The 26930-nt window shown below is 70.2% G+C and carries 25 protein-coding genes; 13 read left to right on the top strand and 12 right to left on the bottom strand.

All coding sequences use genetic code 11. The features are described from left to right. The first annotated feature begins 317 nt into the window (after positions 1-317). Positions 318-2708 carry an ATP-binding cassette domain-containing protein gene (locus AC07FN_RS42270; protein ID WP_478400750.1) on the top strand — a complete coding sequence of 797 codons (2391 nt, stop codon included), beginning with the start codon at positions 318-320 and terminating at the stop codon, positions 2706-2708. A gap of 6 nt (positions 2709-2714) precedes the next feature. On the opposite strand, the gene AC07FN_RS42265 is transcribed toward AC07FN_RS42270, so the two are convergent. The 4 genes from AC07FN_RS42265 to AC07FN_RS42250 all read right to left on the bottom strand — a co-directional run bounded on the left by AC07FN_RS42265 (position 2715) and on the right by AC07FN_RS42250 (position 6297). Next, positions 2715-3950 carry an MFS transporter gene (locus tag AC07FN_RS42265; RefSeq protein WP_478400749.1) on the bottom strand — a complete coding sequence of 412 codons (1236 nt, stop codon included), beginning with the start codon at positions 3948-3950 and terminating at the stop codon, positions 2715-2717. Then, on the bottom strand, positions 3947-4549 hold the full coding sequence (locus AC07FN_RS42260) for an ArsR/SmtB family transcription factor (protein ID WP_478400748.1): 603 nt from the start codon (positions 4547-4549) through the stop codon (positions 3947-3949). The genes AC07FN_RS42265 and AC07FN_RS42260 overlap by 4 nt, the downstream gene beginning before the upstream one ends. 147 nt (positions 4550-4696) lie before the next feature. Then, positions 4697-4924: a helix-turn-helix domain-containing protein gene (locus AC07FN_RS42255; protein ID WP_478400747.1), complete on the bottom strand. Its 228-nt coding sequence runs from the start codon at positions 4922-4924 to the stop codon at positions 4697-4699. Between the two features lie 26 nt (positions 4925-4950). Next, a complete protein-coding gene (locus AC07FN_RS42250) occupies positions 4951-6297 on the bottom strand; it encodes a DUF3100 domain-containing protein (protein ID WP_478400746.1) in 1347 nt (448 codons plus the stop codon). Positions 6298-6573: 276 nt separating this feature from the next. On the opposite strand from AC07FN_RS42250, the gene AC07FN_RS42245 reads away from it, so the two are divergent. From AC07FN_RS42245 to AC07FN_RS42230, 4 genes are all read left to right on the top strand, one after another. Beyond that, entirely contained in the window at positions 6574-8055 is a 1482-nt protein-coding gene (locus tag AC07FN_RS42245; protein WP_478400745.1) for a chlorohydrolase family protein, read from the top strand. A gap of 143 nt (positions 8056-8198) precedes the next feature. Then, positions 8199-8891 (top strand): GntR family transcriptional regulator, encoded by a 693-nt coding sequence (locus AC07FN_RS42240; protein WP_478400744.1) that lies wholly within the window; start codon positions 8199-8201, stop codon positions 8889-8891. Next, a complete protein-coding gene (locus tag AC07FN_RS42235; protein ID WP_478400743.1) occupies positions 8888-10087 on the top strand; it encodes an amidohydrolase in 1200 nt (399 codons plus the stop codon). Before AC07FN_RS42240 ends, AC07FN_RS42235 begins: the two co-directional genes overlap by 4 nt. A 125-nt stretch (positions 10088-10212) precedes the next feature. Further along, positions 10213-10698: a MarR family winged helix-turn-helix transcriptional regulator gene (locus tag AC07FN_RS42230; RefSeq protein ID WP_478400742.1), complete on the top strand. Its 486-nt coding sequence runs from the start codon at positions 10213-10215 to the stop codon at positions 10696-10698. Positions 10699-11060: 362 nt separating this feature from the next. Here the strand turns inward: AC07FN_RS42230 and AC07FN_RS42225 are convergent, their stop codons facing one another. Further along, on the bottom strand, positions 11061-11711 hold the full coding sequence (locus tag AC07FN_RS42225) for an FMN-dependent NADH-azoreductase (RefSeq protein ID WP_478400741.1): 651 nt from the start codon (positions 11709-11711) through the stop codon (positions 11061-11063). A gap of 147 nt (positions 11712-11858) precedes the next feature. On the opposite strand from AC07FN_RS42225, the gene AC07FN_RS42220 reads away from it, so the two are divergent. Both AC07FN_RS42220 and AC07FN_RS42215 read left to right on the top strand, forming a co-directional pair. Beyond that, positions 11859-12524: a nitroreductase gene (locus AC07FN_RS42220; protein ID WP_478400740.1), complete on the top strand. Its 666-nt coding sequence runs from the start codon at positions 11859-11861 to the stop codon at positions 12522-12524. Between the two features lie 60 nt (positions 12525-12584). Continuing rightward, positions 12585-13313, top strand: coding sequence for an SDR family oxidoreductase (locus tag AC07FN_RS42215; RefSeq protein WP_478400739.1), 729 nt, complete (start codon positions 12585-12587; stop codon positions 13311-13313). Positions 13314-13394: 81 nt separating this feature from the next. Here the strand turns inward: AC07FN_RS42215 and AC07FN_RS42210 are convergent, their stop codons facing one another. Continuing rightward, positions 13395-14318 carry a GbsR/MarR family transcriptional regulator gene (locus AC07FN_RS42210; protein WP_478400738.1) on the bottom strand — a complete coding sequence of 308 codons (924 nt, stop codon included), beginning with the start codon at positions 14316-14318 and terminating at the stop codon, positions 13395-13397. A gap of 188 nt (positions 14319-14506) precedes the next feature. On the opposite strand from AC07FN_RS42210, the gene AC07FN_RS42205 reads away from it, so the two are divergent. Both AC07FN_RS42205 and AC07FN_RS42200 read left to right on the top strand, forming a co-directional pair. Continuing rightward, on the top strand, positions 14507-14755 hold the full coding sequence (locus AC07FN_RS42205) for a hypothetical protein (protein WP_478400737.1): 249 nt from the start codon (positions 14507-14509) through the stop codon (positions 14753-14755). After that, the gene (locus tag AC07FN_RS42200) at positions 14752-16128 is read left to right on the top strand and encodes a serine hydrolase (RefSeq protein WP_478400736.1); all 1377 of its coding nucleotides are present in this window, start codon (positions 14752-14754) and stop codon (positions 16126-16128) included. The genes AC07FN_RS42205 and AC07FN_RS42200 overlap by 4 nt, the downstream gene beginning before the upstream one ends. Before the next feature lie 255 nt (positions 16129-16383). On the opposite strand, the gene AC07FN_RS42195 is transcribed toward AC07FN_RS42200, so the two are convergent. From AC07FN_RS42195 to AC07FN_RS42180, 4 genes are all read right to left on the bottom strand, one after another. Continuing rightward, entirely contained in the window at positions 16384-18957 is a 2574-nt protein-coding gene (locus AC07FN_RS42195) for a DUF4132 domain-containing protein (RefSeq protein ID WP_478400735.1), read from the bottom strand. Positions 18958-18959: 2 nt separating this feature from the next. Beyond that, positions 18960-19382 carry a hypothetical protein gene (locus AC07FN_RS42190; protein WP_478400734.1) on the bottom strand — a complete coding sequence of 141 codons (423 nt, stop codon included), beginning with the start codon at positions 19380-19382 and terminating at the stop codon, positions 18960-18962. A gap of 85 nt (positions 19383-19467) precedes the next feature. Then, positions 19468-20433, bottom strand: coding sequence for a phosphotriesterase family protein (locus AC07FN_RS42185; RefSeq protein ID WP_478400733.1), 966 nt, complete (start codon positions 20431-20433; stop codon positions 19468-19470). An 11-nt stretch (positions 20434-20444) separates the two neighbouring features. Next, positions 20445-21728 carry an MFS transporter gene (locus AC07FN_RS42180; protein ID WP_478400732.1) on the bottom strand — a complete coding sequence of 428 codons (1284 nt, stop codon included), beginning with the start codon at positions 21726-21728 and terminating at the stop codon, positions 20445-20447. Positions 21729-21908: 180 nt separating this feature from the next. Here AC07FN_RS42180 and AC07FN_RS42175 point away from each other — a divergent pair, with 180 nt between their 5' ends. Together AC07FN_RS42175 and AC07FN_RS42170 are read left to right on the top strand one after the other, a co-directional pair. After that, positions 21909-22658: a MerR family transcriptional regulator gene (locus tag AC07FN_RS42175; protein ID WP_478400731.1), complete on the top strand. Its 750-nt coding sequence runs from the start codon at positions 21909-21911 to the stop codon at positions 22656-22658. A 68-nt stretch (positions 22659-22726) separates the two neighbouring features. Then, the gene (locus tag AC07FN_RS42170) at positions 22727-23887 is read left to right on the top strand and encodes an alpha/beta hydrolase (RefSeq protein ID WP_478400730.1); all 1161 of its coding nucleotides are present in this window, start codon (positions 22727-22729) and stop codon (positions 23885-23887) included. 21 nt (positions 23888-23908) lie between these two features. Here the strand turns inward: AC07FN_RS42170 and AC07FN_RS42165 are convergent, their stop codons facing one another. Continuing rightward, on the bottom strand, positions 23909-24409 hold the full coding sequence (locus tag AC07FN_RS42165; RefSeq protein WP_478400729.1) for a MarR family winged helix-turn-helix transcriptional regulator: 501 nt from the start codon (positions 24407-24409) through the stop codon (positions 23909-23911). A 66-nt stretch (positions 24410-24475) separates the two neighbouring features. Between AC07FN_RS42165 and AC07FN_RS42160 the strand changes: the two genes are divergently transcribed. Further along, the gene (locus AC07FN_RS42160; RefSeq protein ID WP_478400728.1) at positions 24476-24967 is read left to right on the top strand and encodes a hypothetical protein; all 492 of its coding nucleotides are present in this window, start codon (positions 24476-24478) and stop codon (positions 24965-24967) included. Positions 24968-25233: 266 nt separating this feature from the next. On the opposite strand, the gene AC07FN_RS42155 is transcribed toward AC07FN_RS42160, so the two are convergent. Further along, positions 25234-25968: a DUF6597 domain-containing transcriptional factor gene (locus AC07FN_RS42155; RefSeq protein WP_478400727.1), complete on the bottom strand. Its 735-nt coding sequence runs from the start codon at positions 25966-25968 to the stop codon at positions 25234-25236. A 61-nt stretch (positions 25969-26029) separates the two neighbouring features. Here AC07FN_RS42155 and AC07FN_RS42150 point away from each other — a divergent pair, with 61 nt between their 5' ends. Further along, complete coding sequence (locus AC07FN_RS42150; protein WP_478400726.1) at positions 26030-26611, top strand: TIGR03086 family metal-binding protein; 582 nt, start codon at positions 26030-26032, stop codon at positions 26609-26611. Positions 26612-26930 lie beyond the last annotated feature (319 nt).

Here is a 26930-nt window from a genome sequence, read left to right as displayed (position 1 = left end):
AACTTGTTTCCCCACCACCCCCCCGCTCGCACCCCCCCCCTCATACCCTCACCCCCACACCCCCCCCCCCACCCGCCCCCCCCCCCCCCCCCCCCCCCCCCCTCCCTCTTCCACCCCCCCCCCCCCCCCCCCCCCCCCCCCCCGCCGCACCCGGCCTGACGACGCCGGCACCGGACCTCGCGCAGAGCGCGGCCGGCCGAGCCACCCCGAACGACACCGCAGGTCGGACCGCACCCACTCCCGGACCTGATCGGATCGAGTCAGGCGACGCCGAGGGAGCCCGCCAACGCGGCCCCGCCCGACGAGATGGAGACACGATGAGCAAGGCCACGAGGAAGGTCGCGCAGTCGCCTGCGCCGCACGCCGCCGACAGCCACGAGCTGATCCGCGTGCACGGAGCGCGCGTGAACAACCTCAAGGACGTCAGCATCGAGATCCCGAAGCGCCGGCTGACGGTGTTCACCGGCGTCTCCGGCTCGGGCAAGAGCTCGCTGGTGTTCAACACGATCGCCGCCGAGTCGCAGCGGCTGATCAACGAGACCTACAGCGCCTTCCTGCAGGGCTTCATGCCGACGCTGGCCCGCCCCGAGGTCGACGTGCTCGAAGGCCTGACGACGGCGATCATCGTCGACCAGCAGCGGATGGGCTCCGACCCGCGCTCCACCGCCGGCACCGCCACCGACGTCAACGCGATGCTGCGCATCCTCTTCAGCCGGCTCGGGAAGCCGCACATCGGCTCGCCCCAGGCGTTCTCCTTCAACGTCGCCTCGATCAGCGGCGCCGGCGCGGTCACGATGGAACGCGCCGGGCGGACCGTCAAGGAACGCCGCAGCTTCAGCGTCACCGGCGGCATGTGCCCGCGCTGCGAAGGCCGGGGCACGATCAACGACATCGACCTCAGCCAGCTCTACGACGACTCCAAGTCGATCGCCGAGGGCGCGTTCACCATCCCCGGCTGGAAGTCGGACAGCTGGTGGACGGTGCGGACCTACGCCGAGTCGGGCTTCCTCGACCCGAACAAGCCGATCCGCAAGTTCACCAAGAAGGAGATGCAGGACTTCCTCTACCGGGAGCCGACCAAGGTGAAGGTCGAGGGCGTGAACCTCACCTACGAGGGGCTGATCCCGAAGATCCAGAAGTCGTTCCTGTCCAAGGACAAGGAGTCGATGCAGCCGCACATCCGCGCGTTCGTGGAGCGGGCGGTCACCTTCTCCACCTGCCCCGACTGCGACGGCACCCGGCTCAGCGAGACGGCCCGGTCGTCGAAGATCGGGCGGATGAACATCGCGGACGCCTGCGCGATGCAGATCAGCGACCTCGCCGAGTGGGTGCGGGAGCTGGACGAGCCTTCCGTGGCGCCGCTGCTGAAGGCGCTCCACGACACCCTCGACTCGTTCGTCGAGATCGGGCTCGGCTACCTCAGCCTCGACCGCCCGACCGGCACGCTCTCGGGCGGCGAGGCGCAGCGCACCAAGATGATCCGGCACCTCGGATCGTCGCTGACCGACGTCACCTACGTCTTCGACGAGCCGACGATCGGGCTGCACCCCCACGACATCCAGCGGATGAACAACCTGCTGCAGCGGCTGCGCGACAAGGGCAACACCGTGCTGGTCGTGGAGCACAAGCCGGAGGCGATCGCGATCGCCGACCACGTCGTCGACCTCGGCCCGGGCGCGGGCACCAAGGGCGGCGAGGTGGTGTTCGAGGGCACCGTCGAGGGGCTGCGGGCGGGCGGCACGCTCACCGGGCAGCACCTGGACGACCGCGCGTCGCTGAAGCCGTCGGTGCGGAAGCCGTCGGGGGCGCTCGAAGTGCGCGGCGCCGACACCCACAACCTGCAGGGCATCGACGTCGACATCCCGCTCGGCGTGCTGGTCGCCGTCACCGGGGTCGCGGGCTCGGGCAAGAGCTCGCTGATCCACGGCTCGGTGTCCGGGCAAGACGGCGTGGTGGCGGTCGACCAGGCCCCGATCCGCGGTTCGCGGCGGAGCAACCCGGCGACCTACACCGGGCTGCTCGAACCGATCCGCAAGGCGTTCGCGAAGGCCAACGGCGTGAAGCCGGCGCTGTTCAGCGCCAACTCCGAGGGCGCCTGCCCCAACTGCAACGGCGCCGGTGTCATCTACACCGACCTGGCGATGATGGCCGGCATCGAGACCACCTGCGAGGAGTGCGAGGGGAAGCGGTTCCAGGCATCGGTGCTGGAACACCACTTCGGCGGTAAGGACATCAGCGAGGTGCTCGCGATGTCGGTGGCCGAGGCCGAGGAGTTCTTCGCCGAAGGCGAGGCGCGCCTCCCGGCCGCGCACAAGATCCTCGACCGGCTGGTCGACGTCGGGCTCGGCTACCTCCGCCTCGGCCAGCCGCTCACCACGCTCTCCGGCGGCGAGCGGCAGCGGCTCAAGCTGGCCACGCACATGGCGGAGAAGGGCGGCGTCTACGTCCTCGACGAGCCGACCACCGGCCTGCACCTCGCCGACGTCGAGCAGCTGCTCGGCCTGCTCGACCGGCTCGTCGACGCCGGCAAGTCGGTGATCGTCATCGAGCACCACCAGGCGGTCATGGCGCACGCCGACTGGATCATCGACCTCGGTCCCGGCGCCGGGCACGACGGCGGCCGGCTCGTCTTCGAGGGCACGCCCGCCGACCTGGTCGCCGCCCGCGCCACCCTCACCGGCGAGCACCTCGCGGACTACGTCGGCTGATCGTCCTCAAAGGACTTCCTCGGCCCGCTCCCGGGCCGGGGAAGTCCTTTCGTCGACGGCGCGCCACGCCGAGAACAGCAGCGGGCACAGGGACATCGTCGCGGACGCGGCGGTGAACACCGCGATGCTGGGCATCAGTCCGATGTGGTCGCCGAGAAATCCCGCGGCGAGCGTTCCGGCGGGCATTCCCAGCAGCGCTGCCGCTGATATCGCGCCGAAAACGCGTGCGCGGTACTGCGGCGGCGTTCGTTCCGCCTTGACCGCGCCGATGATCGGGTTCAGCGGCCCGAACGCGAGCATGATGACGCCGCTGACGGCGACGAGGACAACGAGATCCGGTTGCAGCAGGAAGATCCCGGAACGCGGCCCGAGAACCAGCAGGTAGCAGGCCACCAGAACGGGCCAGCGCCGCCAACGCAGTCCGATCCAGGCGAACAGGACCGTGCTCAGCACCATCGCCGCGCCGGACGCTCCGGAGATGAGCCCGACCCCGAGCGACGAGTGCAGGACCACCTGGCCGTAGACGGGCACGAGAACGGAGAAGAAGCCGCTGTTGAGCCCGTTGGTCACCGCGACCATGCAGAGGATCGCGAACAGGGTGCGGTCGTTGCGCAGGAAGCGGAATCCCTCGCCGAGTTGCCGCAGGTAACCACCGCCGCCGCCGGCGGTGTCGATCGCTGCTTCGTCGAGCGTCAAGCGGGTGATGGCGGCGGCGAGCACGAAGCTCGCCGCGTCGACGACGAGCGCCGCCGGGGCGCCGAGCATCGCGATGATCGCGCCCGCGATCGGAGCACCGAGCGCCCGCGCGCCCTGGTTCGGTGCGTCGTAGGCGCCGCTGACGCGTTCCACCGCGATACCGGTGCGAAGGGCGATGTCCGGGATCAGCACCTGCCGCGCGGCATCACCAGGCGCCCGGGACAGTCCCAGCAGCAGGCCCAGCGCTCCGAGCAGCCACAGCGGCAGCGCGTCGTAGCGGTGGAGCACCGGAATACCGAGGACCACGACCGCCGCCGCGAGATCGAACAGGACGGCCGCTCTGCGGGGGCGCAGCCGGTCGATCCACGGCCCGCCGAACGCCGAACCCAGCAGCAGGCCGACGACCTCGGCCATCACGACCAGCCCGGTGTCCACACCGCGGCCCGTCGACTCCAGCACGAACCAGGGGATCGCGAGCATGGTCATCCCGGTGCCGACGCTGGAGATCGTCGTCGCGGTGATGAGCCCGGCGAGCGGGTGCCTCATAAGACGTCGGTGACGTCGGCGTCGCGCTCCTGGCGGCGCAGCGGAACCGCGTGCCAGTGGGTGACCACCTCGACATCGCCCGGTTCCGGTTCGCGCCAGTACTCCTCGACCACGGCCTGGATGCGCCGGTTGAGCTCTGAGAGTTCCCGGGCGGACAGGGACAAGCGGTAGTCGGACAGCTCCGCGGCGCCGCGCCATTCCTTCGGCCAGTCCTGCATCGTGGCGAGGTACGTACCGGCCTGGTCGTGGTGGACGGCGTTGATCGCGTGCAGGTACGACGCCAGCGATCCGGTGAGCTCGGGGTCCTCGGAAAGTTCTCCCGGATCGAACTCGGTGCGATCCTGGGCGGCGGCCCACCAGCGTTCCCGCCGGTTCCCGCGCTGGGTGTCCTCGGCGACGAGCCCGGCCTCGGCCAGCTGCCGCAGGTGCCAGCTGGTGTTGGCGGAGTTCTCGCCGAAGCGCTTGCCCAGTGCCGTCGCGGTGGCCGGCCCGTCCAGCCGCAGGGCTCCCAGCAACCGGACCCGCAGCGGATGCGCCAGCGCGCGCAGCCGTTTCGCGTCGAGGGTGACCATCCGCAGATCTCGTCCGTAGTCCGCCATGCCGCCAACGTACGATTGCAAAGAACCGTTTGCAAACATTTCTTTGCGATCGGTCTACGTCCCTCCGACACGGCTCCAGCGGCTAGTCGGCGTTCTGGCGCGGCAAACCTGTCCACCGGCGGTCCATGCAGGCCGCGGATTCCGCATCTAGCCGCCGTCGGGTACCCAGCGGAGCACGTCGCCGGGCTGGCATTCGAGCGTGCGGCAGATGGCGTCGAGCGTCGTGAACCGGACCGCCTTCGCGCGGCCGTGCTTCAGCACCGCGATGTTGGCGGGCGTGATGCCGACTGCGGTGGCGAGGGTGGACTGGCGCGCCGGCCAACGACGACGGGGTCGTGAGTGCTTTGGTCCGCCATAGCAGTCCAAAACGCTCACGACCCCGGATGCTCCGTGCTTCGTGATCAGAGGTGGAGGACCGTCTGGCCCAGCGCCGCCGCCGCGAGGAACGAGGACGAGTAGGTCAGCAGCGCGACCAGGACGACCTTCCAGCTCAGCTGGCGCAGCGCCTGGATGTCCCGGCCCAGCGTCAGGCCGATCAGGGCCAGGCCAGGGAGGCCGATCAGCATCACCTTCATGTTCTCCATCAGGTCCGCCACCAACGGGCCGGTCGGGAGGAAGTTCGCCGACAGCAGCGTGCCGATGCCGAGCACGAAGACGCTGGCCGGGACCATCGGCACCAGCTTCGCCAGGCGGACGCACACCCACGTGAGGACGAGCAGGACGACGATGCCCACCGCGTCCTTGATCTCGAAGGAACGCGTGCCGATCGCGCTGGCCAGCAGCCCGCCCGCACCGACGACGAGGTAGGACAGCAGCGCCAGGCTCGGGGTGAGCTTGACCTCGGGGTCCTGCACGACCTCAAGCACCTGCTGCTGCTTCTGCTTCTTCGCCTTGGCGGCGGTGCGGCGCGAGTTGCCCTCGTCGTCGCGGCCGAACACGCGGCTCCAGAAGGCGTAGAGCCGGCGGCACAGCGGCAGCGCCAGGAAGACGCCCGAGTAGAAGCCGACGATGTTGGTGACCAGGTTGGACAGCGCCGCCAGGGCGGCGATCTCGGCCGCCTGCTCCGGGTAGATCAGCGACAGCGCGCCGACGCCGCCCAGCATCATCGAGCCCGATCCCAGGCCGAGCCCCAGGGCGAGCGCGAGCGGGTGGAAGATGCCCAGGCCGCCCATGAAGCCCGAGAGCAGCGAGACGTACAGGGCGCCGAAGACCGATCCGATCAGCCAGACCGAGAACACGCCCCGGTATTCCGGCGACCGGACGCCGAAGCGCTCGATCGCGAACGCCAGGTAGGACTCGCGGTCGATCGACCAGGTGGCTCCGATGGCCGCCCGTCCGAGGCCCAGCGCCACCGCGACCGGCAGCGCGAGCAGGACCGTCCCGAAGATGTGGCCGACCTCCTGCAGCAGGATGGCCGGGCCCAGGTTCTGGAACTTCGCCAGCGAGGGGCCGATCTCGGTGCCGAGCTTCGCCAGGAACAGCAGGATGCTGATCTCCAGCATCACGGTCGCCACCGAGCGCGTGGCGCCGGAGACCGGCCGCCAGCGCTGGACGCCGATGATCGCGCCGATCAGCACCGCCCAGATGATCGGGAACAGCGCGATCGCGGCCGGCCCGACCTGGAACTTGTACTCGCCGATCAGCACCGAGACCACCGAGATCACGGTGGACAGCACGATCGCGGTTATCCAGTTCGCGCGGGTGATCGGCTGCTCCGTCGCGGACGTCGTGCCGGTGCTTTGGTCCATGACTGCCTCCAGGGCACGGTCCGTGGATTGGACCGGTCGGGCCTAGCTGGTATACCGACGGGAGAGTAAAGAGCTGTTCCCGGAATGGCCAGATCGGACGGGCGAAGAGTTACCTCGGCTTAACATTTACCGATTGAGCTAGGCGTTTACCGCTGCGGACACCCTGCAGCCGCCTCGTTCGGCCGGCTCCACCGAAAAGACCGTTCGTATTTGGTATGCCAAATGCTAGTGTCGGGGCACTTCCAGGCCACCGAGAACCGAGCCCGAGGAGATCCCATGCGCACGCGTTGGCGGGCCAGCCACATCCTCGCCCACCAGGACGGACACCACGCGCTCCTGCGCGATGGCGGAGTGGTCTGGGAGGACGACGTGATCGTCCACGTCGGCCACGACTACGACGGTCCCGTCGACGCCGAACTCGACCTCGGCGAATCGCTGGTGCTGCCCGGCCTCATCGACCTGGACGCCCTCACCGACATCGACCACCTGGTGCTCGACGCCTGGCCGACGCCGGAGCGGGCCGACGGGCTCCAGTGGTCGCTGGACTACTTCCAGCACCGGCGCCGCGACGTGTTCACCCCCGAGGAACGCGCGACGATCCGCGAGTACGCCCTGGTGCAGCTCGCCCTGCACGGCATCACCACGTACATGCCGATCGCCTCGGAGATCCACAGCTCGTGGGCCGAGCCCTACGACGAGCTCGTCACCATGACCGAGACCTCGCGCAAGCTGGGCCTGCGCGCCTACCTCGGCCCCGCCTACCGCTCGGGCGTGAACGTCGCGCTGCCGGAGGGCGGTCGCGACGTGGCGTTCGACGAGGAACGCGGGCGCGCCGGGCTGCAGGACGCGGTGCGGTTCCTCGACCACGTCGCCGGGCTCGCCGACCCGCTGGTGACCGGTGTCCTCCTGCCCTGCCGCATCGAAACGATCACCGAAGAGCTCATGCGCGAGACCGCCGCCACCGCCCGGCAGCGCGACGCGATCGTGCGGCTGCACTGCCTGCAGGGCCTGCTCGAACGCGGCCTCGTCGAGCGCCAGCACGGCGTCACGCCGCTGGAGATGCTCGAACGCACCGGGCTCCTCGACACCCACCTGCTCGTACCGCACGGCCTGGTCACCGACCGGCACCCCGACGTCCACGGCGAAGACCGGGGCGACCTCGCGAAGCTCGCGGCGGCGGGCGTGTCGATCGTGCACTGCCCGCAGACGTCCCTGCGCTACGGGAAGGTGCTGCACACCTTCGGCACGTACCGGGACGCGGGCATCAACCTGTGCCTGGGCACCGACTCCTTCCCGCCGGACCTGATCCGGGGCATGGACGTCGGCACCCACCTGGCGAAGGTCCTGGAAGACCGGTTCGACGCCGCGCCCGCCGAGGACTACCTCGACGCCGCCACCCTCGGCGGCGCGCGGGCGCTGGGCCGCGGCGATCTCGGCCGGCTGGAGCCGGGCGCGCAGGCCGACGTGGTGGCGTTCCGCATCGACGACATCCGCGACGGCGTGCTGGACGATCCGGTGCGCACCTTCCTGCTCAACGGAACCGCGCGGCAGGCGACGCACTCGGTCGTCGCGGGCCGGACCGTCATGGCGGACTCCCGCATCCCCGGCGTCGACCTCGAAGACCTGCGGAAACGCGCGCAATTGCTGTTCGAGAAGATGCGCGAGGCCTACTCCGAGCGCGATGTGCAGCGGCGGCCGGCGGCGGAGCTGTTCCCGCCGACGTACCCGGCGTTCACGACCGGGGATCCGGTTGGATGACGGTTTCAATTGAAACTGCGGTCAACCGGCGTTCCCGGCGGGAGGTTTCACTTGAAACTGCTGATCACCAGCGGGCCGGGGTCGGCGTTCTCCCCCGGCATGCGTCGAAGCCGCGGCCGCGTCGCCGCGCGTAGGGTCGGCCCATGACCGGTCCAGCTGCCACCGATCGCCGCCAGGGTCCGGACCTCGGGCCGTCCACCGCGGTCCGCGCCGCGGACGAGATCCGCCGCCGGATCTTCGCGGGTGAGTACGCGCCCGGCGATCGGCTTCGCGAGCGCGATCTCTCCGAGGCGCTCAGCATCTCCCGCATCCCGGTGCGCGAAGCGCTGGCGCGGCTCGAGGCCGACGGCTTCGTCGTGGCGTCGCCCCGACGCGGCGCCACTGTCCGCGCCCTCACGCTCAAGGACGTCGACGAGCTCTTCGACCTGCGGCTGAGCCTCGAGGTGATGGCGGCGCGCCGGGCCGCCGAAGCCGTTGCGGCGGGCGGCGGCGGAACGCGGCTGCGGGAGCTCATGGACGCCGCCGAGGACGCGACGCGGCGCTGCGACGCCGACGAGATCCCGGCCGCCAACACCGCGTTGCACGCCGAGATCGTCGCGATGACCGGGAACCGGATGCTGGAGAACGCGCTCAAGCCCTCGCTCGGGCTGATGCAGTGGCTGTTCACCATGACCTCGGATCGCGACATGCGCGTCCAGTGCGCCGAGCACAAGGACATCTGCCAAGCCATCTACGCGGGCAACGCCGATCTGGCGGCGGCGCTCGCGTTCTCGCACATCGAGCTGGGCCGGGCGCCCTCGCTGGCCAGCCTCGCCGACGTACTGCCCGCGACGTGACCGGAGAGCCAATGCTGATCACCAACGTGCGCCCGTGGGGCGGCGAACCCTCGGACATCGACATCCAGGACGGGCGGATCACCGCTATCACCCCGCACGCCGCGCAGGCCGACCGCGCCGACGCCGTCGACGGCCGCGGGCGGCTCGCCCTGCCGTCGTTCTCCGACGTGCACTGCCACCTCGACTCGACCCGGATCGGCCTGCCGTTCCGCCCGCACACCGGCAGCCCGGGCATCTGGCCGATGGTCATGAACGACCGCGAGAACTGGCGCGACGCCGAGTGGGGCGTCGCCGAACGCGCCACCTACACGCTCCGCCGCATGATCGAGCAGGGCACGACCCGCGTGCGCAGCTACGCGCAGATCGACGCGGACTGCAAGCTGGAGCGGTTCGAAGGCGTGCTGGCCGCGAAGGAAGCGCACCGCGACCGCTGCGACGTCGAGATCATCGCGTTCCCGCAGGCCGGTCTGCTGCGGGAGAAGGGCGTGCCGCCGCTGATCGACGAGGCGCTCTCGTCGGGCGCCGCCGTGGTCGGCGGCATCGACCCGTGCACGCTCGACCGGGATCCGGTGCGCCACCTGGACGTCCTGTTCGGGCTGGCGGAGAAGCACCAGGCGCCGATCGACGTCCACCTGCACGAGCCCGGCGAGCTCGGCGTGTTCTCGACCGACCTGATCCTGGAGCGCACCCGCGCCCTCGGCATGGCGGGGCAGGTCACCATCTCCCACGCCTACAGCCTCGGCAGCGTTTCCGAGGCCACCACCCGGCGGCTGATCGCGGAGTTCGCCGAGCTGGACATCTCGATGGCCACCGTCGCGCCCGCGCGGCACCACTCGCTGCCGCTGGCCGAGCTCACCGCCGCCGGTGTCCGCGTCGGGCTCGGCGAGGACGGCCAGCGCGACTACTGGTCGCCGTACGGCAACGCCGACATGCTCGACCGCACGTGGCAGCTCGCGTTCACCAACCAGTTCCGCGCCGACGAGCTCATCGAGCACTGCTACGCGGTGGCCTCCCGCGGCGGTGCGTCGATCCTCGACCGCTCGCTGCCGCGCGTCGCGTCGGTCGCCGACCGGCCCGGCCTCGCCATCGGCGACCAGGGCGATCTGCTGCTCGTCGACGGCGAAACCGTGACCTCCACCGTGATGGACCGCGGCCGCGACCGCACGGTGATCCACAACGGCCGCGTGGTCGCCTAAGGCGGAAGCCTGACCGGGTAAGAGCCGCCGACGCTCGCAGATCAGGTGAGATCGCCGCTCCCCACCCGACGATTTAGTTTCAAGTGATACCGTATCGAATGAACGAATGGCGGTAGTGTGACCTCATGACCGCCGACCTTCCGCACAGGACCACCGCCTCGCGTGCGACCGATCGCCCCGGGGATGAATCGCCTTTCGCTCTCGGCTTGCTGCTCCGCCGGGCGCACTGGCGCGCGGCCGCGGTGATGGCGGAGGCGCTTCGGCCGCTCGGCATCGAGTTGCGGCATTTTGCCGTGCTGATCGAGCTGGTCAACCACGGGCCCACGATGCAGCGGGACTTGGCGACCGCGACGGGATCCGACAAGGCGGGAATCATGCGGGTCGTGGACGACCTGGAGCGCAAGGGGCTGGCCGTGCGCAAGACCGTTCCGGGGGACCGGCGGGCGCGGGCAGTGGAGATCACACCGCAGGGCATCGAGCTTTTCGATGCTGCGCATGTGAGCGCGGAGCCGCTGGCCGAGCGCCTGGTTGCCGAACTGGGGACCGGCGAGCCCGAACAGCTGACAGATCTGCTGACCAAGTTCGCCTATCCCGCAGGCGGCGAGGCGTAAGCACGCCCGCGCGACAGCCGCCTACCGGCGCGCTTCGCCTCATGCGGCTTTCGCAGCGAACCTGCCTTGAGAACTGCGACCAACGCCGCGACGCGCCAGCCCTGGCGGCGGTCAGGGCTTCGTCGCCAGCAGGACCCGAGCTGTCCGCACGGCTACCGCGCCGCATACCTGGCCGGCGGTGTGCTCTGCACCCTCGGCCACATCGCCGTCGTGTCGATGCGCGGCCCGCTGGCACGCCGAACGCCCCCTGACGCCGGGCCCCAGCGATAGAGCGCCACGTCACCGCCGAGGAGGGCGCAGGCGACGAGGACGCCGTGTGACGCCCTGAATCGAGGCGTCACACGGCGTCTATAGCCCGGGGATTACGCGGCGAGGCGCTCCGCGAGTTCCTTGGCCTTGGTGGTCGCAGCCTCGAAGGCACGGTTGCGGGAGGCCTCGTAGAGGGGGACCAGTTCGGACATGGCCGGGTTGCGGGGGGCCATGGTGAGTTCCGGGACGATGAAGTCGAGGTCCAGGCCGAGGGTTCCCTTGAGGACGGCCTCCAGGTAGTTCTGCACGAACTCGTAGTCCTCGCGCGGCGTGCCCGGTGCGTAGGAGCCGCCGCGGCTGGCGACGACGGTGACCGGGGTGCCCTGGGCGGAGGGGGCCTCGCCCGCGGTGCGGCCGAGCAGGATCACGTTGTCCAGCCACGCCTTGAGGGTCGACGGGATCGAGTAGTTGTACATGGGGGCGCCGATCAGGACGGCGTCCGCCTGCTCCAGCTCCTCGATGAGCTTCACGCGCGCGGCGAACGCGACGGACTGCTCCGGGGTGTGGTCGGACGGGGCCGCGAAACCGGCAGTGTGGGCGTCGGCGGTGATGTGCGGGACAGGGTTGGCGGCGACGTCGCGGTAGATCACCGTGCCCTGCGGGTGCTGCTCCTCCCATGCCTTGCGAAAGGCGTCCGCGATCGAACGGGACGAGGACACCTCGCCGGGAAACACGGACGAGTCGATGTGCAGCAGCGTGGCCATGGACCTTCTCCAAAAGAGTCGTGCCTGAGGCGGGAAACCAGGGGCTGAGTATTCGTGCCGAAGATAGTCGCACACGATACAGTATTGAGTGATACCATTGTAGATGTAACGAAGACAGACACGTCGAGCAGGCGGGAGGCAGGGATCTTGGACGTTTACGAAGCGGCGACGAGCCGACGGGCAGTTCGCGGATTCACCGACCGGCATGTCCCGAGGGAGGTGCTGGAGCGCGTGCTGGCCGCCGCGGCTTGGGCGCCGTCCGGATCGAACCTCCAGCCGTGGCACGTCTACGCGGTGACTGGCGCGCCGCTGGCCGAGATCAAGAAGCGCGCCGGCGAGCGCCTGGCCGCAGGCGACCCCTGGGACGAGCCGGAGTACGAGCAGTACCCGCCCTCGCTGAAGTCCCCGTACCGCGAGCGCCGATCCGCCTTCGGCGAGCAGCGCTACGGCGCACTCGGCATTCCGCGCGAGGACCTGGAGGCGCGTCAGAGGGCCGCTTCCGCGAACTGGGATTGCTTCGGCGCGCCCGCCGCCCTGTTCTGCTACATCGACCGCGACATGGGCCCGGCCCAATGGTCCGACGTCGGCATGTATCTGCAGACCGTGATGCTGCTGCTCCGCGCCGAAGGGCTGCACAGCTGCCCGCAGATGGCATGGGCGAAGTTTCACGAGACCGTCGCGGAGGTCCTGTCGCCCTCGGATGACCTCATCCTCTTCTGCGGCATGTCGATCGGGTTCGAGGACGTCACGGATGGCGACACCCGCACGGGACGGGCGCCGCTCGACGAGACGGTCACGTTCGTCGAGGGCTAGAACCTAGGCCGCAACCAGAGCCGTACACCGGACATCAATCATCGAAAGAAGGCGCATCACATGAAGTTCGCAATCATCGGCGGTACCGGGCTGATCGGGTCGCAGGTCGTCAAGAACCTGAACGCCGCCGGGCACGAGGCGGTACCGCACTCACATTCCACCGGGGTCGACGTCATCAGCGGCCGGGGACTGGATGAGGCGGTGGCAGGAGCCGACGTCGTCGTCAACCTGACGAATTCCCCGACCTTCGACGAAGCCTCCCCGGCCTTCTTCCAGACCTCAATGGACAACCTTCTGGCCGCTGCCCAGAAGGGCGGCGTCGGCCACTTCGTCATCCTCTCGATCGTAGGCGCGGACCAGGTGCCGGAACTGGACTACTACCGGGCCAAGGTGCTCCAGGAGGACATCCTCGCGGCCGGGCCGATCCCCTACTCGATCGTCCGGGCGACGCAGTTCATGGAGTTCGTGGACGCCGTCCTGTCGTGGACCGCCGAGGGCGACACCGTCCGGTTGCCCGCCACGCCGATCCAACCGATCGCCTCCAAGGACGTGGCCAACGCGGTGGCTGAGGTCGCCGCGGGCGCCCCGCTGAATGGCATTCGCAACATCGCCGGCCCCGAGATCTTCTCCCTGGACGAGCTGGGCCGGATCACCCTGTCCCGCAAGGGCGACAACCGTACCGTCGTTGCCGACCCCACCGCCGGCATGTTCGCCGTCGTCAAGGGTGACGTCCTCACCGACGAGCACGCTCACCTCGCCCCCACCCGCTACGCCGACTGGCTCTCCTGACTCGCTCGCGTCCTCTCCGGCGCGCAGGCCGCAGCGAGCCGAGCCCTGGTTGTCAGCCTGCGGCATCGAGGACGCGCCGACTCACTTCTCGAGTGCTGCGCGTTGCGCCGGGCTCAGGCGGTCCGGTCTCGTGGTGAGGACGTACGTCTCGGGCCCGCTGGCCCGCAGGGCGAAGGGGTCGGCGATCACCGGCTGGCGCTGGATCGCGTCCAGCGCGGCGGTGGCACGCTCCCGGGGCCAGTCGAGCGCGGTGGCCAGCACGTCCAGGGCGAGCGGCCGGCCGGCGTGCACGAGGGCGGCGAGCACGGTCAGCGCGTCGTGCACGACGGCCTCGGTGAGGGTGCTGCCGCTCATCTGCTCGCTGAGCCGGGCGAAGAACCGGCCCATCTTGCCGAGTCGGGCGCCGGCGGTCGTGTCGGCGCCGAAGATCTCGATACCGCGCTGTGCGGCGGTCGCGATCTCGCCGTGCGCGCCGGTGTCGGCCTGCCACGCCCGGAGCCAGACGTCGTCGTCGATGGCGTACCGCTCGCGGCGCCCACCGGGATCCTGTTGGCGCACCACCAAATCCACGGCTTCGAGGTAGCCGATGGACTTGGACACCGACGCCGGACTGACCTGCAGCCGGTGCACCAGGTCGGCTGCCGTCAGGCCGTCGGCGTCGGAGGTGAGCAGGCAGACGAACACCCGGGCGGTCATCCGGGGCAGGCCGGTCGCGGCCAGCCGGGCCGCGAACTGGTCCACGAAGCCGCGCACCGCCTCGGTCGGCTGCCCGTCGGTCGCCGGCTCGGCCGGCCGGGCCGGCTTGCGCCGGCGGGCGCGGTGGCCGGCGGCCTGCTGCGCGTGGTCGGCCAGGTAGTCGCCTGATGCGGCGTTTCGGGCCACCTCGCGGCTGATCGTGGACGTCGGCCGGCCGAGCCGACGGCCGATCTCCGCGTAACCGAGCCCGTCGGCCAGCCATGCCGCGATCCGCCGGCGGTCCTCGTGGGTCAGCCTGCCTCCTGGCACCGGCACACCTCCTCTTGCATTCATCGACAGTACATTGCAACGACTCGGTCCGAACAGTTGCATTTGCTTTCAATCTCGTTGCAACGATTAGCTTTTTACTGCTTTTTGTGCATGCATTCCGTTGACCGATTGCGAAACGCAACGTAGCTTTTCCTCATCTTGAAAGAGAGGGAACAACGATGCACGTAATGGCCGTGTCGACCGTCTCGGACGACAGCAAGTTCTGGGGTGGCCTGAAGACGGCGCACGCCAAGCTCCCCAAGGGCGCCAAGTGGAAGCTGGCGGTCGCGAGCAAGGACGGGGCCAAGGCGGTCAACGTCATCGACCACGACTCCATCGATGCCGTTCGGGACTTCTTCGAGGCGCACACCGGCGCCCATGCCACGACGGAGTACTTCGAAGCGGACGCCGCGAACGCGGTCGGTCTCCCGCGATGACGATCGACGTGCCGCGGATTCGAGCCCGGGTCGCGGAACTCCTGGCGGAGTACAGCATCCCGAGCGCCGCGATCGGTGTGCTCCACGGCGGAGAACTCGCCGAGCTCGCGGTCGGTGTCAAGAACGTCGAAACGCGGGAACCCGTTACGACGGACACCGTTTACCAGTGCGGCTCCATGACCAAGACGTGGACCGCGCTGGCCTTCATGCAGCTCGTCGACGAGGGGAAAGTCGATCTGGACGAGCCGGTGCGGACCTGTCTGCCCGCTTTCACGGTTGCCGATCCGGAGGCGAGCGCCACGGTCACCCCGCGGCACCTGCTGTGCCACACCAACGGTATCGAGGAAGCCTACGGCGATCCGGGCGAAGAAGACGACGTCTACGAGCGCATGGTCGAGAACATCGCCGACGCGCCCCAGGTCTTCCCGGTCGGCCGCACCCACGGTTACAGCGCGGCGCTCGGTTACGCGATCCTCGCGCGGATCCTGGAGGTGCACGACGGCAAGCGCTGGGACGACGTCATGCGGGATCGCCTCTTCGATCCCATGGGTCTGACCAGCACGAGCAGCCGGCGCGAGCAGGTGGACGAAACCCGCGCCGCGACCGGCCACCTGATCCGTTCCCCGGAAGAAGGCCCCATCGTCACCCCGGTGGACTACCTGCCGCGCGCCTTCGGCCCCGGCGGGGGCATCACCTCGACGCCCCGCGAGGTGCTCGCAATGGCGCACGTCCTCCTCGACGAAGGCAAGGCGCCGAACGGAAAGCGGATCGTCTCGGCCGAGAGCATCCGGGAGATGATGCGTTCGCGGGTGCCCGTACCGGACCCGTACATGTTCGGGCCGGAATGGGCGCTCGGCCTCATCGCGTGCGACTGGCACGGCGAAACCGTCTACGCGGCCGACGGCAGCACGATCGGCCAGAACGCCCGGCTACGGCTCCTGCCGGACTCGGGCACCGCCATCGCGATGCTGACCAACGGCGGGCCGCGGGAAAGCTTCTACCGCGAGGTGTTCAACGAGATCCTGACCGACCTCGGCACGGTCACCGTCCCGGACCTGCCCGCACCGGACACGACGCGGAACCTCGACCTGCCCAGCTACGTTGGCGTCTACGAGCGCCCCGGCGCACGCTACGAGGTGTCGGGCGAAGGCGGGAAGCTGCACCTGACCCTGGTCCTCGACCCGACGCAGGCGGAGTTCCTCCAGAAACCGGACCGCATCAGGTATGAACTGCTCCCGGTGAGCGAGACGAATTTCCTGATGCCGCCGGCGGATTCCTCGGAGGACACCCAGACGGTAGCGATCTACGACTTCGCGGACGGCGCTGCCCGATACCTCCACACCAACTGCCGGGTGAACCCACGATCCGGATGACCGTGCGGACCCCGTTCACGTCGTCTGGCGTTGAAAGCGGCGCCCAGCGCGGTGCCGATCTCGGTGGCGTCGCGGTTGCGGGTCTCGGGCACGCAGCGGATAACCACACCGGTCCAGATATCGACCGCACCAGCGGCCAACCTGCCCTTGGGACAACCTCATCTCTGGGCCGATGTCGGGATCGGCCTGCGCTCGGGTGATCGGTCCTCGCTGTCCGAGTGGTTGCGAGTAGGCGGATTTTCCTTGCCGGCCACGTCAATTAGCGGCCTTGCCGGTGAGGGAATCGAGCTGAGTCAGGATCGACGGATCGCTGATCTTCTCGTCTTCGGCCAGCAGGAGCACCTTGCTCAAAATGATGCTCGTCATCCGGTCCTCGTCGGCGAACGGCAGGAACAGCCGTCGGTGCGCCGTGGCGCCGAACGAGGCGGGCACCACGCAAAGGTGGCCGGCCGGGGCGATGTGGATGCTGCCGCTGGTCAGATGCACCCGGTAGGTCGCCCGGGTGCCGCGTACCACGGCCGAGTGCCCCTCGACGGTGACCTGGGTCAGCCCCAGGTCGGCGATGAGCGCCGCGAGCACCTGCGTCCGACTCGCCGCCTGCGCCGGCGACAGGTACTCCTCCGGCTGGGCGCCGGCGACCGACACCACGAGGTCCAGGTCTCGCATGACCTCGGAGAACACCACGGGTGGCACGTCGACCAGCGGCACTGGGGTGCCGCCGACGCGGCCCGAGCCGGTCGGGGCGCCGTAGCAGCCCGGGTCACGGTCGCCGCCGGTCAGGAAGCGGATCTCGCCGACCTGGACATCGCCCATCCCGAAGTAGCCGTGGAAATCGCAGCGCAGCGCGGCGATGAGGCCGTCGCCGACGGTGCGGGTCGCCTGGTGGTCGTCGTACTCGCCGTGGGTGAACCAGCCCCGACCGGACAGCAACTGGCCCGCCACCCTGCCGTCGACCGTCTGACCGGCGAACCGCCGCGACACGTCGCCCGCCTCGCGTTCCGCCGGAGTGAGCACGTACAACTCCCGGAACGCCTGCTTGACCGGTTGCCGCAGCCGGCGCCGCACGATCTCCGCCTGCCAGTCGGCGAGCACCCCCCGCTCGTGCAATTCGACCGGGTGGACAGCGGTGACCGGACCGGTGATGTCGACCTGGTCGAGCAGGTCGATCACGCCCGCCCGGTCTCGCCAGAGCAACGCGGGCAGCATCGCCGCACCAGCCGGCAGCGACAGCAGTCGGGCCAGTTCGTCAGGCGCCAGCGTCCCGGCGGTAGCGACCAGCCGCTCCACCAGCCCGGTCCGCATCCGGCGAGCCTGGTCCCGCAGTCGCTCCTGGTGCTCACGCAGCACCTGGTAGCCGGGGTCGGCGCGGACGGCGGCCGGCACCGACTTCAGCGTCTTGCCCGCCCGGCTGACCGTCATCGCCGGGTCGGCACCGTCGAACCGCAACGCGATCCGGTAGTCGCCGACCTCCGCCTCCATGGGGGTCTCGATGGCGATGCGCGCCTCGCAGTCCCATTCGAGACGGCTCGCCTCCGGAACTCCGGCTACCTGCGCCAAGTGGTCGAGAGCGACCGCGATCGCGGCGGCGTGGCTGTGTCTGCGGTTTGGACCGAGCTTGGTGCCCTTCTTCGCAGACTCCCGCAACGCCAGGTAGCGATCGAGGACCGTCTCGTCCGAAGCCAGGGGCAGCATCCCGAATGCGGCGATACCCTGCAGCGCATTGTGCTTGACGCGCTTCAGCACCTGGGCGCGGTTCCACCCCATGACCGCGGAGACCAGTTCGTTCGGTTCGAGCTCCAGCAGCCGCCGGGCGGCGTCCACACCGGCGTCCTCGATCGCGGTGAGGAAGGCGGCCCGGTCCTGGCGGGTGGCTTCGCCGACTGGCATCGCCCGGATCAGGCGCAGCAACGGCGCGGCGCGTTCCAAGCCGAACAGCGGAAGCAGCGCGTCGGCGTCACCCGCACGCAGCCGCCACCCGAATACTCGGCGCTGCTCCTCCACCGGCCGATCCCGCAGCAAGTCGAGCAGGGCGGCGCATTCCGCGTCGGTAAGTTCCGCCGCGCCGAGATGGTCGGCCACCCGTTCGTCGCCGTGCCAGGTCAGCGCCGCACGAACGAACCGCAGGCCGCGCGGTACCAGCACCTTGGGCAGCTCGTCCCAGTCGGCCGGAGCTGGTGCGGAGACGAGCCGCCAGGTCAGCGCGTCCACGTGGTTCCGCACGGCGCCCGCGCAGGCCAGCGGCGGCGCGGTCGCATCACCGGTCGGCGCTCGGCCGATGATGGCGTAACCGAGGTAGCGGTCATAGGTGAAAGCCCGTTCGACCACGGCGGCGTCCAGGGCGCCGGCCCGGTGCAGCCCGTCGAGAATCCGCGCCACGGTCTCCCTGCCCAGGGTGCCCAGCGGGGTGCAGACGAGCACCCGCAGCAGGCGGGTGTCGGTGGCGGCAATGGCCCGTTCCGCCACCTCGTCCAACAACAGCCGGTGCCGGACGTCGCGCCCGAGAAAGGCAGCGAGCAGGGCTTTCCGATGAGCCGTCGGCCACGGCGCATCCAGCAGGCCGGTGATGTCGTCCGGCCGGTCGACCGGGAAGCCGGCATCGTAGAGCTCGTCCAGCTCTGCGACGATATCGGCCACGTGCGGTGCCAGGTTTCCGATCGTCTGGTCTTCGCCCTGCCTGATCCGGAGCCGGATCACCTCGGCGGTATCCCGCAGGCCCGCCACGTCGCCGGCCTTCACCGCGACCCGCGCCCGGTCCACCAGCCGCCACAGCGCCCCGCGCTGTTCGTCGACGACGTCGATGTAGATCTCTGGTACGGATCGCTCCACCACGATCAGCCTCCCGCCAGAGCGACCAGCCGCAGGAACACGACCGGCTCACCCAGCCGAAGCGTGACCTCTTCGTCCAAGCCGACGACCTGCCGTCCGCCGACGAAAACCACGAACGTGCCCCGGGCGAAGGCCCGGTGCGCCCGGGTAGCCTCCGTGGTCACGTCCGGGTCCGCCGGCGCCTGCCGCGGCAACCTGATCGCACCGGTGCGGGCCTGCGCCCGGAGATCGTCGTTGGCCAGGTACTGACGGTCGAGGACGCGCCGGCAACGCGCCGCGTCGGCGCGCAACTCCCGGATCTGCTCCTCGACCGCGCGCCGGATCAGCTCCCGCACCGTCGTGCGATCGCCGGCCAGCCGTACCAGCACCGCTGGCACGTCATCGCCAGACGCGCCGGGCACCCGGCTGCGCACCTCGATGTCGACCATGGCCGCCACCATAGAACAGCGCCCTGTCAGGAATCGGCCACAGTGGAATACACGGCGCTACCGCTCGGCGACCCCTGATGCGCGTTCAGCCGCAGAGCAGCCGGGCCGGGTTGTCCTCCGTGATCCGCTCGAACTCCCCGTCGTCGATCCCCGCCTCTCGCAAGGCGTCCCGGAAAGTCGTCTGCAGGAACGTGTAGCCGGTGCCGCCGTATGCGCTGAGCTGCGATTTCACGCAGACGTCGTGGGAGAGCAGGATCTGGTCGAGATGTCCCCCTCGCGCGAGCTCGACCACCAGCGCCACGCGCCGCCGCACCTCGTGCGGGTTCGCCGTGAAGATGGTGTCGATCCCGACGTAGGCCCCGCGCCGCGCGATTTCCAGCGCGTAGCCCGGCTTCTCGACCAGGTCGCAGTGCCCGATCGCGATCCGCCCCGGCGCGACGTCCTCCGCCGCGAGCAGGTCGAGCTGCGGCAGCCCGACCGGCCAGCGCGCCGCGTGGGTGTAGATCGCCGCCCCGGTTGCGCGGTGGGCGCGGGCGGCGGCCCGGAAGGAGCGCTCCTCCGCCGCCGAGATGTACCACTTGTCGGCGCCGATCTCGCCGATGATGCCGGCCCGGGCGCCGGTCCCCGGGAAGCCTTCGGTCAGGTCCCGGACCAGCCGCTCGGCGATCTGATCCGGGTCGTGCCGGTCGAACCAGTCCCGGTCCAGGAACGGGTCGCGGTAGTGCCCGGTGCCCAGCACCACGTTCAGCCCGGCGGCCTTCGCGACGCGCGCGACGGCCAGGACGTTCTCCGGGTCTCGGGTGTCGCCTGCGGCGTCGCTGCGGGGGTCCGGGGCGGCTCCGACGGTCAGTTCCGCGGAGGTGAGGTCAACGATCGTGCCGCCGCCGAGTTCGGCGAACGCGCCGACTTCCGCGGTGACCAGCCGCTCATCGGTGATCAGGCCGTCGCCGCGGCGCTCGCGGAGCAGGTTGATGAACAGGTGCTCGTGCGGCAGGATCGGGCCGAGCCGGTCGCGGTCGACCGGACCGGATGTGGTCATCGCGCTGGGCATGCTGATTCCTCTCAGGCCACCGATTCGAGTTGGCGCGCTTGGCTTTTCATCCCCATGCGGCGCTGCGCGGCCAGGCTGCCGAGCAGGCTCCACACCGCGATCGCGAGCAGCAGCGTCGCCGCGGGCCAGGAAGCGTTGCCGGACAGCACGAGCAGTTGGGTGGCGAAGTACGGCAGCAGGCCGCCGACCACCCCGGCGAGGTTGACGCCCATCGCAACGCCCGTGTAGCGCAGCGACGGCGGGAAGATCGACGCGATCAGGGTGCCCAGCGCAGCGTAGGTGATGGTGAGCATGCCGATCCCGACGGCCGCGCCCAGCACCACCAGCACCGGGGACCGCGTGTCGACCAGCAGGAACACCGGGAAGGCGGTGATCGCCGAGAGCAGCGAGCCGACGACGCACATCCGGCCGGGGCCGAACCGGTCGGCCAGCCGGGCGCTCAGCGCCATCACCGGGAATTCCAGCGCCGCCGGGATCAGCGTCGCCGCGAGCATCACGTGCCTGGGCATGCCCAGCGCGGTCGTGCCGTAGCCGACCAGGAACGTCGTCAGCAGGTACAGGCCGCCGGTGTTGGCGATGGTCGCCGACAACGCGATCACCACCTCCCGCCAATGGCCCCGCAGCACCGCCAGGACGGGCACCTTCTCCCGGGATTCCCGTTCGAACAAAGGGGATTCCTCGATCCGGCGCCGGACCTGGATGCCGACCAGCAGCAGCGCGAACGAAACCAGGAACGGGACCCGCCAGCCCCACGCCACGAACTGCTCCTCTGGCAGCAGCGTCGCCAGCGCCATCGCGCCGCTGGACAGCAGCGTCCCCGCCGGCGCCCCGTACTGCGGCATCGCGCCGTACCAGCCGCGCCGCCCCTCTGGCGCGTGCTCGACCGCCATGAGCGTCGCGCCGGACCACTCGCCGGCCGCCGAAAGCCCTTGCAGGCAGCGCAGAACGGCGAGCAGCAGCGGGGCCATGAAGCCGATCTGCTGATATCCCGGCAGCAGGCCGATCGCGCCGGTGGACAGGCCCATGATCAGCAGGGTGGCGGTCAGCGCCCGGCGGCGGCCGAGGCGGTCGCCGATGTGCCCGAACAGGATCCCGCCCAGCGGCCGGACGACGAAGCCGACCGCGAATGTGAGGAAGGAGGCGATCAGGCCGGTGCCCGGATCGAGGCCGGGGAAGAAGACGCGGTCGAAGACCAGTGCGGCCGCCGCGCCGAAGAGGAAGTAGTCGTACCACTCCAACGCCGTGCCGATGAACGCCGCGGAAGCGACTCGCCGCAGTTCTCTGGTGCCGTGCATCCCATCACTCCCGCCGCGAGCCCGATCCGATCGGAGCTCATCCGTCGATCGATCGATCGAGTAGCAGGGATCGTAAGGCGGCCGGTCGAGAGCCGCAAGACCCGCCTCTACACGTCCACAGTGGATTCTTCCGGCACCGGTGTTGAACCTGACGTAGCGGGAGGTCCTAGTGTCGTTCCCGTGACCGGAACCGGGGGCGAGAAGCAGCCGCTGTGGAGCGTTGGGGCGCTGGCCAGGGCGACCGGCCTGACCGTGCGCACGCTGCACCACTACGACGAGCTCGGGCTGCTGCGGGCCGGCGAGCGAACCCGGTCCGGGCACCGCCGGTACACCGAGCACGACCTGCAGCGGCTCTACCAGATCCGGCTGCTGCGGCAGCTGGGGATGTCGCTGGAGGAGATCGGCGACGTGCTGGCCGATCCCGCCGCGCTGCGCGAGGTGCTCGCCGGCCACCTCGACCAGCTCGACGAACAGGCCAGTCGGCTGGACGCGCTGCGGAGCCGGACCAGGAACCTGCTGGAGCAGCTGGACGGCTCGTGGCGCCCGGAGAGCGGCGAATTCCTCACCGCGCTGGGCCGGATGACCACGATCGACCAGTACATCACCGACGAGCAGCAGGCCGTCCTGGACGAACGCGCCGACGCGCTCGGCGCGGAGGGCAGGAAGCTGCTGGACGCGGAATGGCCGCTGGTGGCGGCGACGCTGGTGCGGCACTGCCTGGCCGACGACCCGGTGGACGATCCCGAGGTGCAGCGCACCACGCGGCGACTGTTCGAGCTCGGCGACCTGTTCACCGGCGACGACCCCGCGATCCTGCAGTCGATGCTCGACTTCCTCCGGGAACGCGCTGTCCCAGACGGGGGCTTCGTGTTCGGCGAGGACTTCTTGGACTACCTGGACCGCGCCTACGCGGTCCTGCGGAAGAACTGAACCCAGCAGAAGCCCGAACGGCAGTTGCGGGCTCGACCTGTCATGCCCTGGGAACGGAAGGGGAAAACATGTTGCGCACAACTACGATCCTCACCGCCGCGCTGCTGCTCGCCGCCGGCACCACCGCGCACGCGGAGCCGACGACCCTGCGGCTACCGGCACCGACCGGCCCGCACCGGCTCGGCACCACGATGCTGCACCTGGTCGACCGCGACCGGACCGACCCGTGGAACGGCACCGCCAGGGAACTGATGGTCACGGTGTTCTACCCCGCGAGCACGGTCCGCGGATACCCGATCGCACCGCAGCTGACGCCCGCGGCGGCGGAGGTGTTCGAGGGCGTCGACCCGGTCTACCTGCATCCGGAGCTGCCGGACGGGGGCGTGGACTGGGCGGCCACCGCGACCCACTCGCACACCGGCGCGCCCGCGCAGCCCGTCGCACGCCCGGTGCTGCTCTACAGCCCGGGCGGCGCCGACCCGCGCACCATCGGCACCGGGCTCGCCGAAGAACTCGCCAGCCACGGCAACGTCGTGGTGACCATCGACCACCCCGGCGAAGCCAGTGAGGTCGAATTCCCCGGCGGCCGGGTGCGCACGATCGACGTCCCCGGCGATCCCCGGACCGACCCGAAGCTGTTCCGCACCATGCTCGACACCCGGGTCGCCGACACCCGGTTCGTCCTGGACCGGCTGGGCGACCTGGCCGCCGGGCGGAACCCCGACGCGGAAGCTCGCGCGCTGCCCGAGAACCTCGGCCGGGCGCTGGACCTGCGGAGGGTCGGCGCGTACGGCCACTCCGCGGGCGGCGCGACGGTGGCCGAGGCGCTGTACGAGGACCGGCGCATCGACGCCGCCGTCAACATGGAGGGCTACCTCGACTACCTGCCGGAACAACCCGGCCAGGACGGCGAACTGCTCCCGGTGGCCCGGGACGGCGTGGACCGGCCGTTGCTATTGCTGGGCACCGACGGCTTCCGCGACGAGCGCTTCGAACGCACCTGGACGGCGATGCTCGCCCACCAGGGGTGCACCCGCCGGGAACAGCTCGACGACGCCACGCACTGGGTGTTCACCGACTACGGCGCCCAAGCGCCCCAGCTCCAGGACGCCGGGCTGATGAGCGCCGAGGACCGGGCGAAGCTGGTCGGCGCGATCGACCCGGCCGAATCGGTGCCCGCGATCCGCGACCACGTGCGCACGTTCTTCGCGCGACACCTACCCCGCTGACGGGCGACGGGTCCACTGTGGTCAGTCGCGCCCGCCCATCTCCCGCTCTTCGTCCGCCCAGGCCGAGAGCCCGGCGAGGAAGCCTGCCCGGTCGCGCGCCGAGAGCTTCGACATCGCCCGCACCAGCGGCGCGCAGCGGATGGTGACGAACTCCTCGTACACCGCCCGAACGCCCGGCGGGAAGGACACCAGGGTCCGCCTGCGGTTGGCGGGGTCTTCCTCGCGCACGACGAGCCCGGACCGGCCGAGCGCGCCGACCAGTTCGCTCACGGTCGACAGCGACAGCCGCAGCCGCTTCGCGAGCTCGCTGACGCTCGCCGGCTCCCCGGCCATGAGCTGGGTGAGCACCGCGCCGTGACGCGCGCTCAGGCCGTGCTCCTCGAAGGTCGTGCGCAGCTGTTCGGGCATCTCGCTGCGCACGCGCCGGAACGACGCCGCGATCAGCGGGATCTGGCCGAGCACCAGCAATTCCGCCGAAGTGGGGCGCGGCGCGTAGGGACTCGTCTCGGGCGTTGCGGTCACGGCACCATGATATCTATGTTTGGAGATCCAAACTAATCTGATTTCCGAAGCACCCGGAGGAGCCCCATGCACAGCACGGTGCTGGCCGTCCACGTCACCCTCGCTCTGCTGCTCACCGTCATGCTCGGCGTGCAGACCGCCGAGCTCAGCCGACTCCGCAGCGACCCGGCCGGCCAGCGCGCGCCGGGGCTTGAGGTGCTGGTGAACGTGATACCGCTGGTCAACGTCCTGGTCGCGGTGAGCGGCGGAATCCTGCTTCGGCAAGGTTCCGAGGTCGGCGCCTGGGTCGCGGCCGGGATCGTCTCCAGCATCTCGATCCTGGCGACCTCGATCTACACGAGCAGGCTGCTGCGCCGGCCGGGCCGGCTCTCCCGCCAGGCGAACGCGGGAACCGCGGCGGTCCAGTGGGGCGCACCGGCGTTCACCCTGGCCGGCGCGTTCCTCATGGCGGCCCGACCGATGGACTTCGCGGTCGCGTTCGCGCCGGTGGCGCTGGCCGTCGTCGTCACCGCCGCGGCGTATTTCCGCGCCACCAGCGCCAGCCCCGCCAACGCATGAGACCTGCCCCCGACTTCGGTCGCGGACGCCGACTGGGCTGCTGACCGCTACCGCCTGCGAGGCCGAAGCACCCGGTGACCCTTGACAGCCGTTTCCGACGGCGACAGGCGGCGCGATACGGGACTCCACAGTGGATGGAGCACGGACGTTCCAGCGGATTCCGACACCCCGGGCTTCTCACCAAGTCGCCTCTCCGAGGGTGGCGATTTCGCGCGAAATCACCGCTTCCCGTGGCGGGCGGTGGGCGATTTCGCGCGAAATCGCCGCTAACACCGCTCGGCGTACCAGGTGGGGGGTTCGCCGAACATGTCCTTGAAGTCCCGGGCGAAGTGCGCCTGGTCGGCGTAGCCGAGTTCGGCCGCGAGCGCCGCCCAGTTCCCCTCCCCCAGCCGCTCGGTCGCCTCGCGCAGCCGGTAGCGGCGGATCACCCACTTCGGCCCGATCCCGACGTACTCCGCGAACAGCCGCTGCAGCCGCCGGACGCTCGTGCCGAGCTCATCGGCGAGCGCGTCGACCCTGGTGATCTGCGGTTCCGCGGCGATCATCGCGACGATTTCCGCGGCCTCGTCCGCCTTCGGGTCGGGCCGCGGCGAGCGAGCCCGGAGGAACCGCTCGACCTCGTCCACATCCGGCGCGTCCGGCAAACCGGGGCCGAAGATCTCGCGCGCGTCGATCGACCGGTCCGTGATCGTCGAGACCGACGCGCCGAGGAACGGCCGGAAGCAGCCGGGCCGGAACGCCACCCCGAACACCCCGCTGCGGCCCTCCAGCACCCTGGTCTGGTGGCCGCTGAAGACGCCGTTCACGGTCGCACCGCCGTCCTGGAAGGTCAGGTGCACGTTCGGGAAGGGCACGATCAGCTGCCGGTAGGGCTCGCGGTAGTCCCAGGAAACGACCCAGTAGCGCTCGACGTGGCGGGCGAGGTCCGGTGACGGGGCGTGGGTGGCGTGGCGCTGGTACTTCGTCCACGCACCCCCGAGTCCGCGGGCGTCCCTGGTCACGGGTGGATCCTATGTCGCGTTCGTTCAAGACGTCGGCCGCCCGCCGTGCTTGTCTGGGGCCATGTCCGAAGCACAGTTCCTGACCCGCGCGGCCGCATCGCTGCGGGAAATCGTTCGCAACATCAAGCCCGACCAGCTCGACGCCCCGACGCCGTGCGCCGAGTACGACGTGCGCAAGCTGGTGAACCACCTGCTGTTCTGGGGGCCGTCGCTGGAGGCCGCCGCGCGCAAGGAGACGGTGCCGCCACCCGCCGAAGCCGAGCAGGACCTCGACCTGACCGGCGGCGACTGGGCCGCGGACCTGGTGGCGCTGCTGGACCGCACCGCGGGCTCCTGGAGCGAGCCGGGCGCGTGGGAGGGCACCACGCACATGGGCGGCCCGACGGAAATGCCCGCCTCGCTGGTCGGCGGCATGATCGTGGTGGAACTGGTGGTGCACGGCTGGGATCTGGCGAAGGCCACCGGCCAGCGCGTGGCGCCGGACGACGACGTCCTCGACTACGTGCACGGCGAGGTCGCGAAAACCGCCGACCAGGGCCGGGAGATGGGCGTCTACGACACCGAAGTCACCGTCCCGGCATCGGCGTCCACACTGGACCGAATCCTAGGCACAACCGGACGGAACCCCGCCTGGACGCCGTGACCGGCCTACCGGGAGCTTCCAGGTTTCCGCTGCGCTCGTGAGTGTTTTGGAGCGCGGGAGCACTCCAAAACGCTCACGACCGGACACTCACGACCGGGACGGCCTCAGCCCGAGGCGCGGAGCCGGTCGAGCTTGGCCTTCCAGCCCGCGATGGCGCAGAGCACGAAGCGGTGGCGGACGAACCGCCGGGTGGACGCCCACGCCGATGCCATGAGCTCGACCTAAGAGTTCCTAGCAAAAGGACCACTGGTTGTGTCTGGGTTTCCTTGATCGTGGATCATGGTTGGGTGAGGAAGGGTGAGCAGCCGCCGTGGATCGT

The sequence above is a fragment of the Saccharopolyspora sp. NPDC045941 genome (assembly GCF_056431445.1).
Note: the sequence above shows the minus strand (reverse complement) of the source record. Positions and strands in the feature narration are given on the sequence as shown.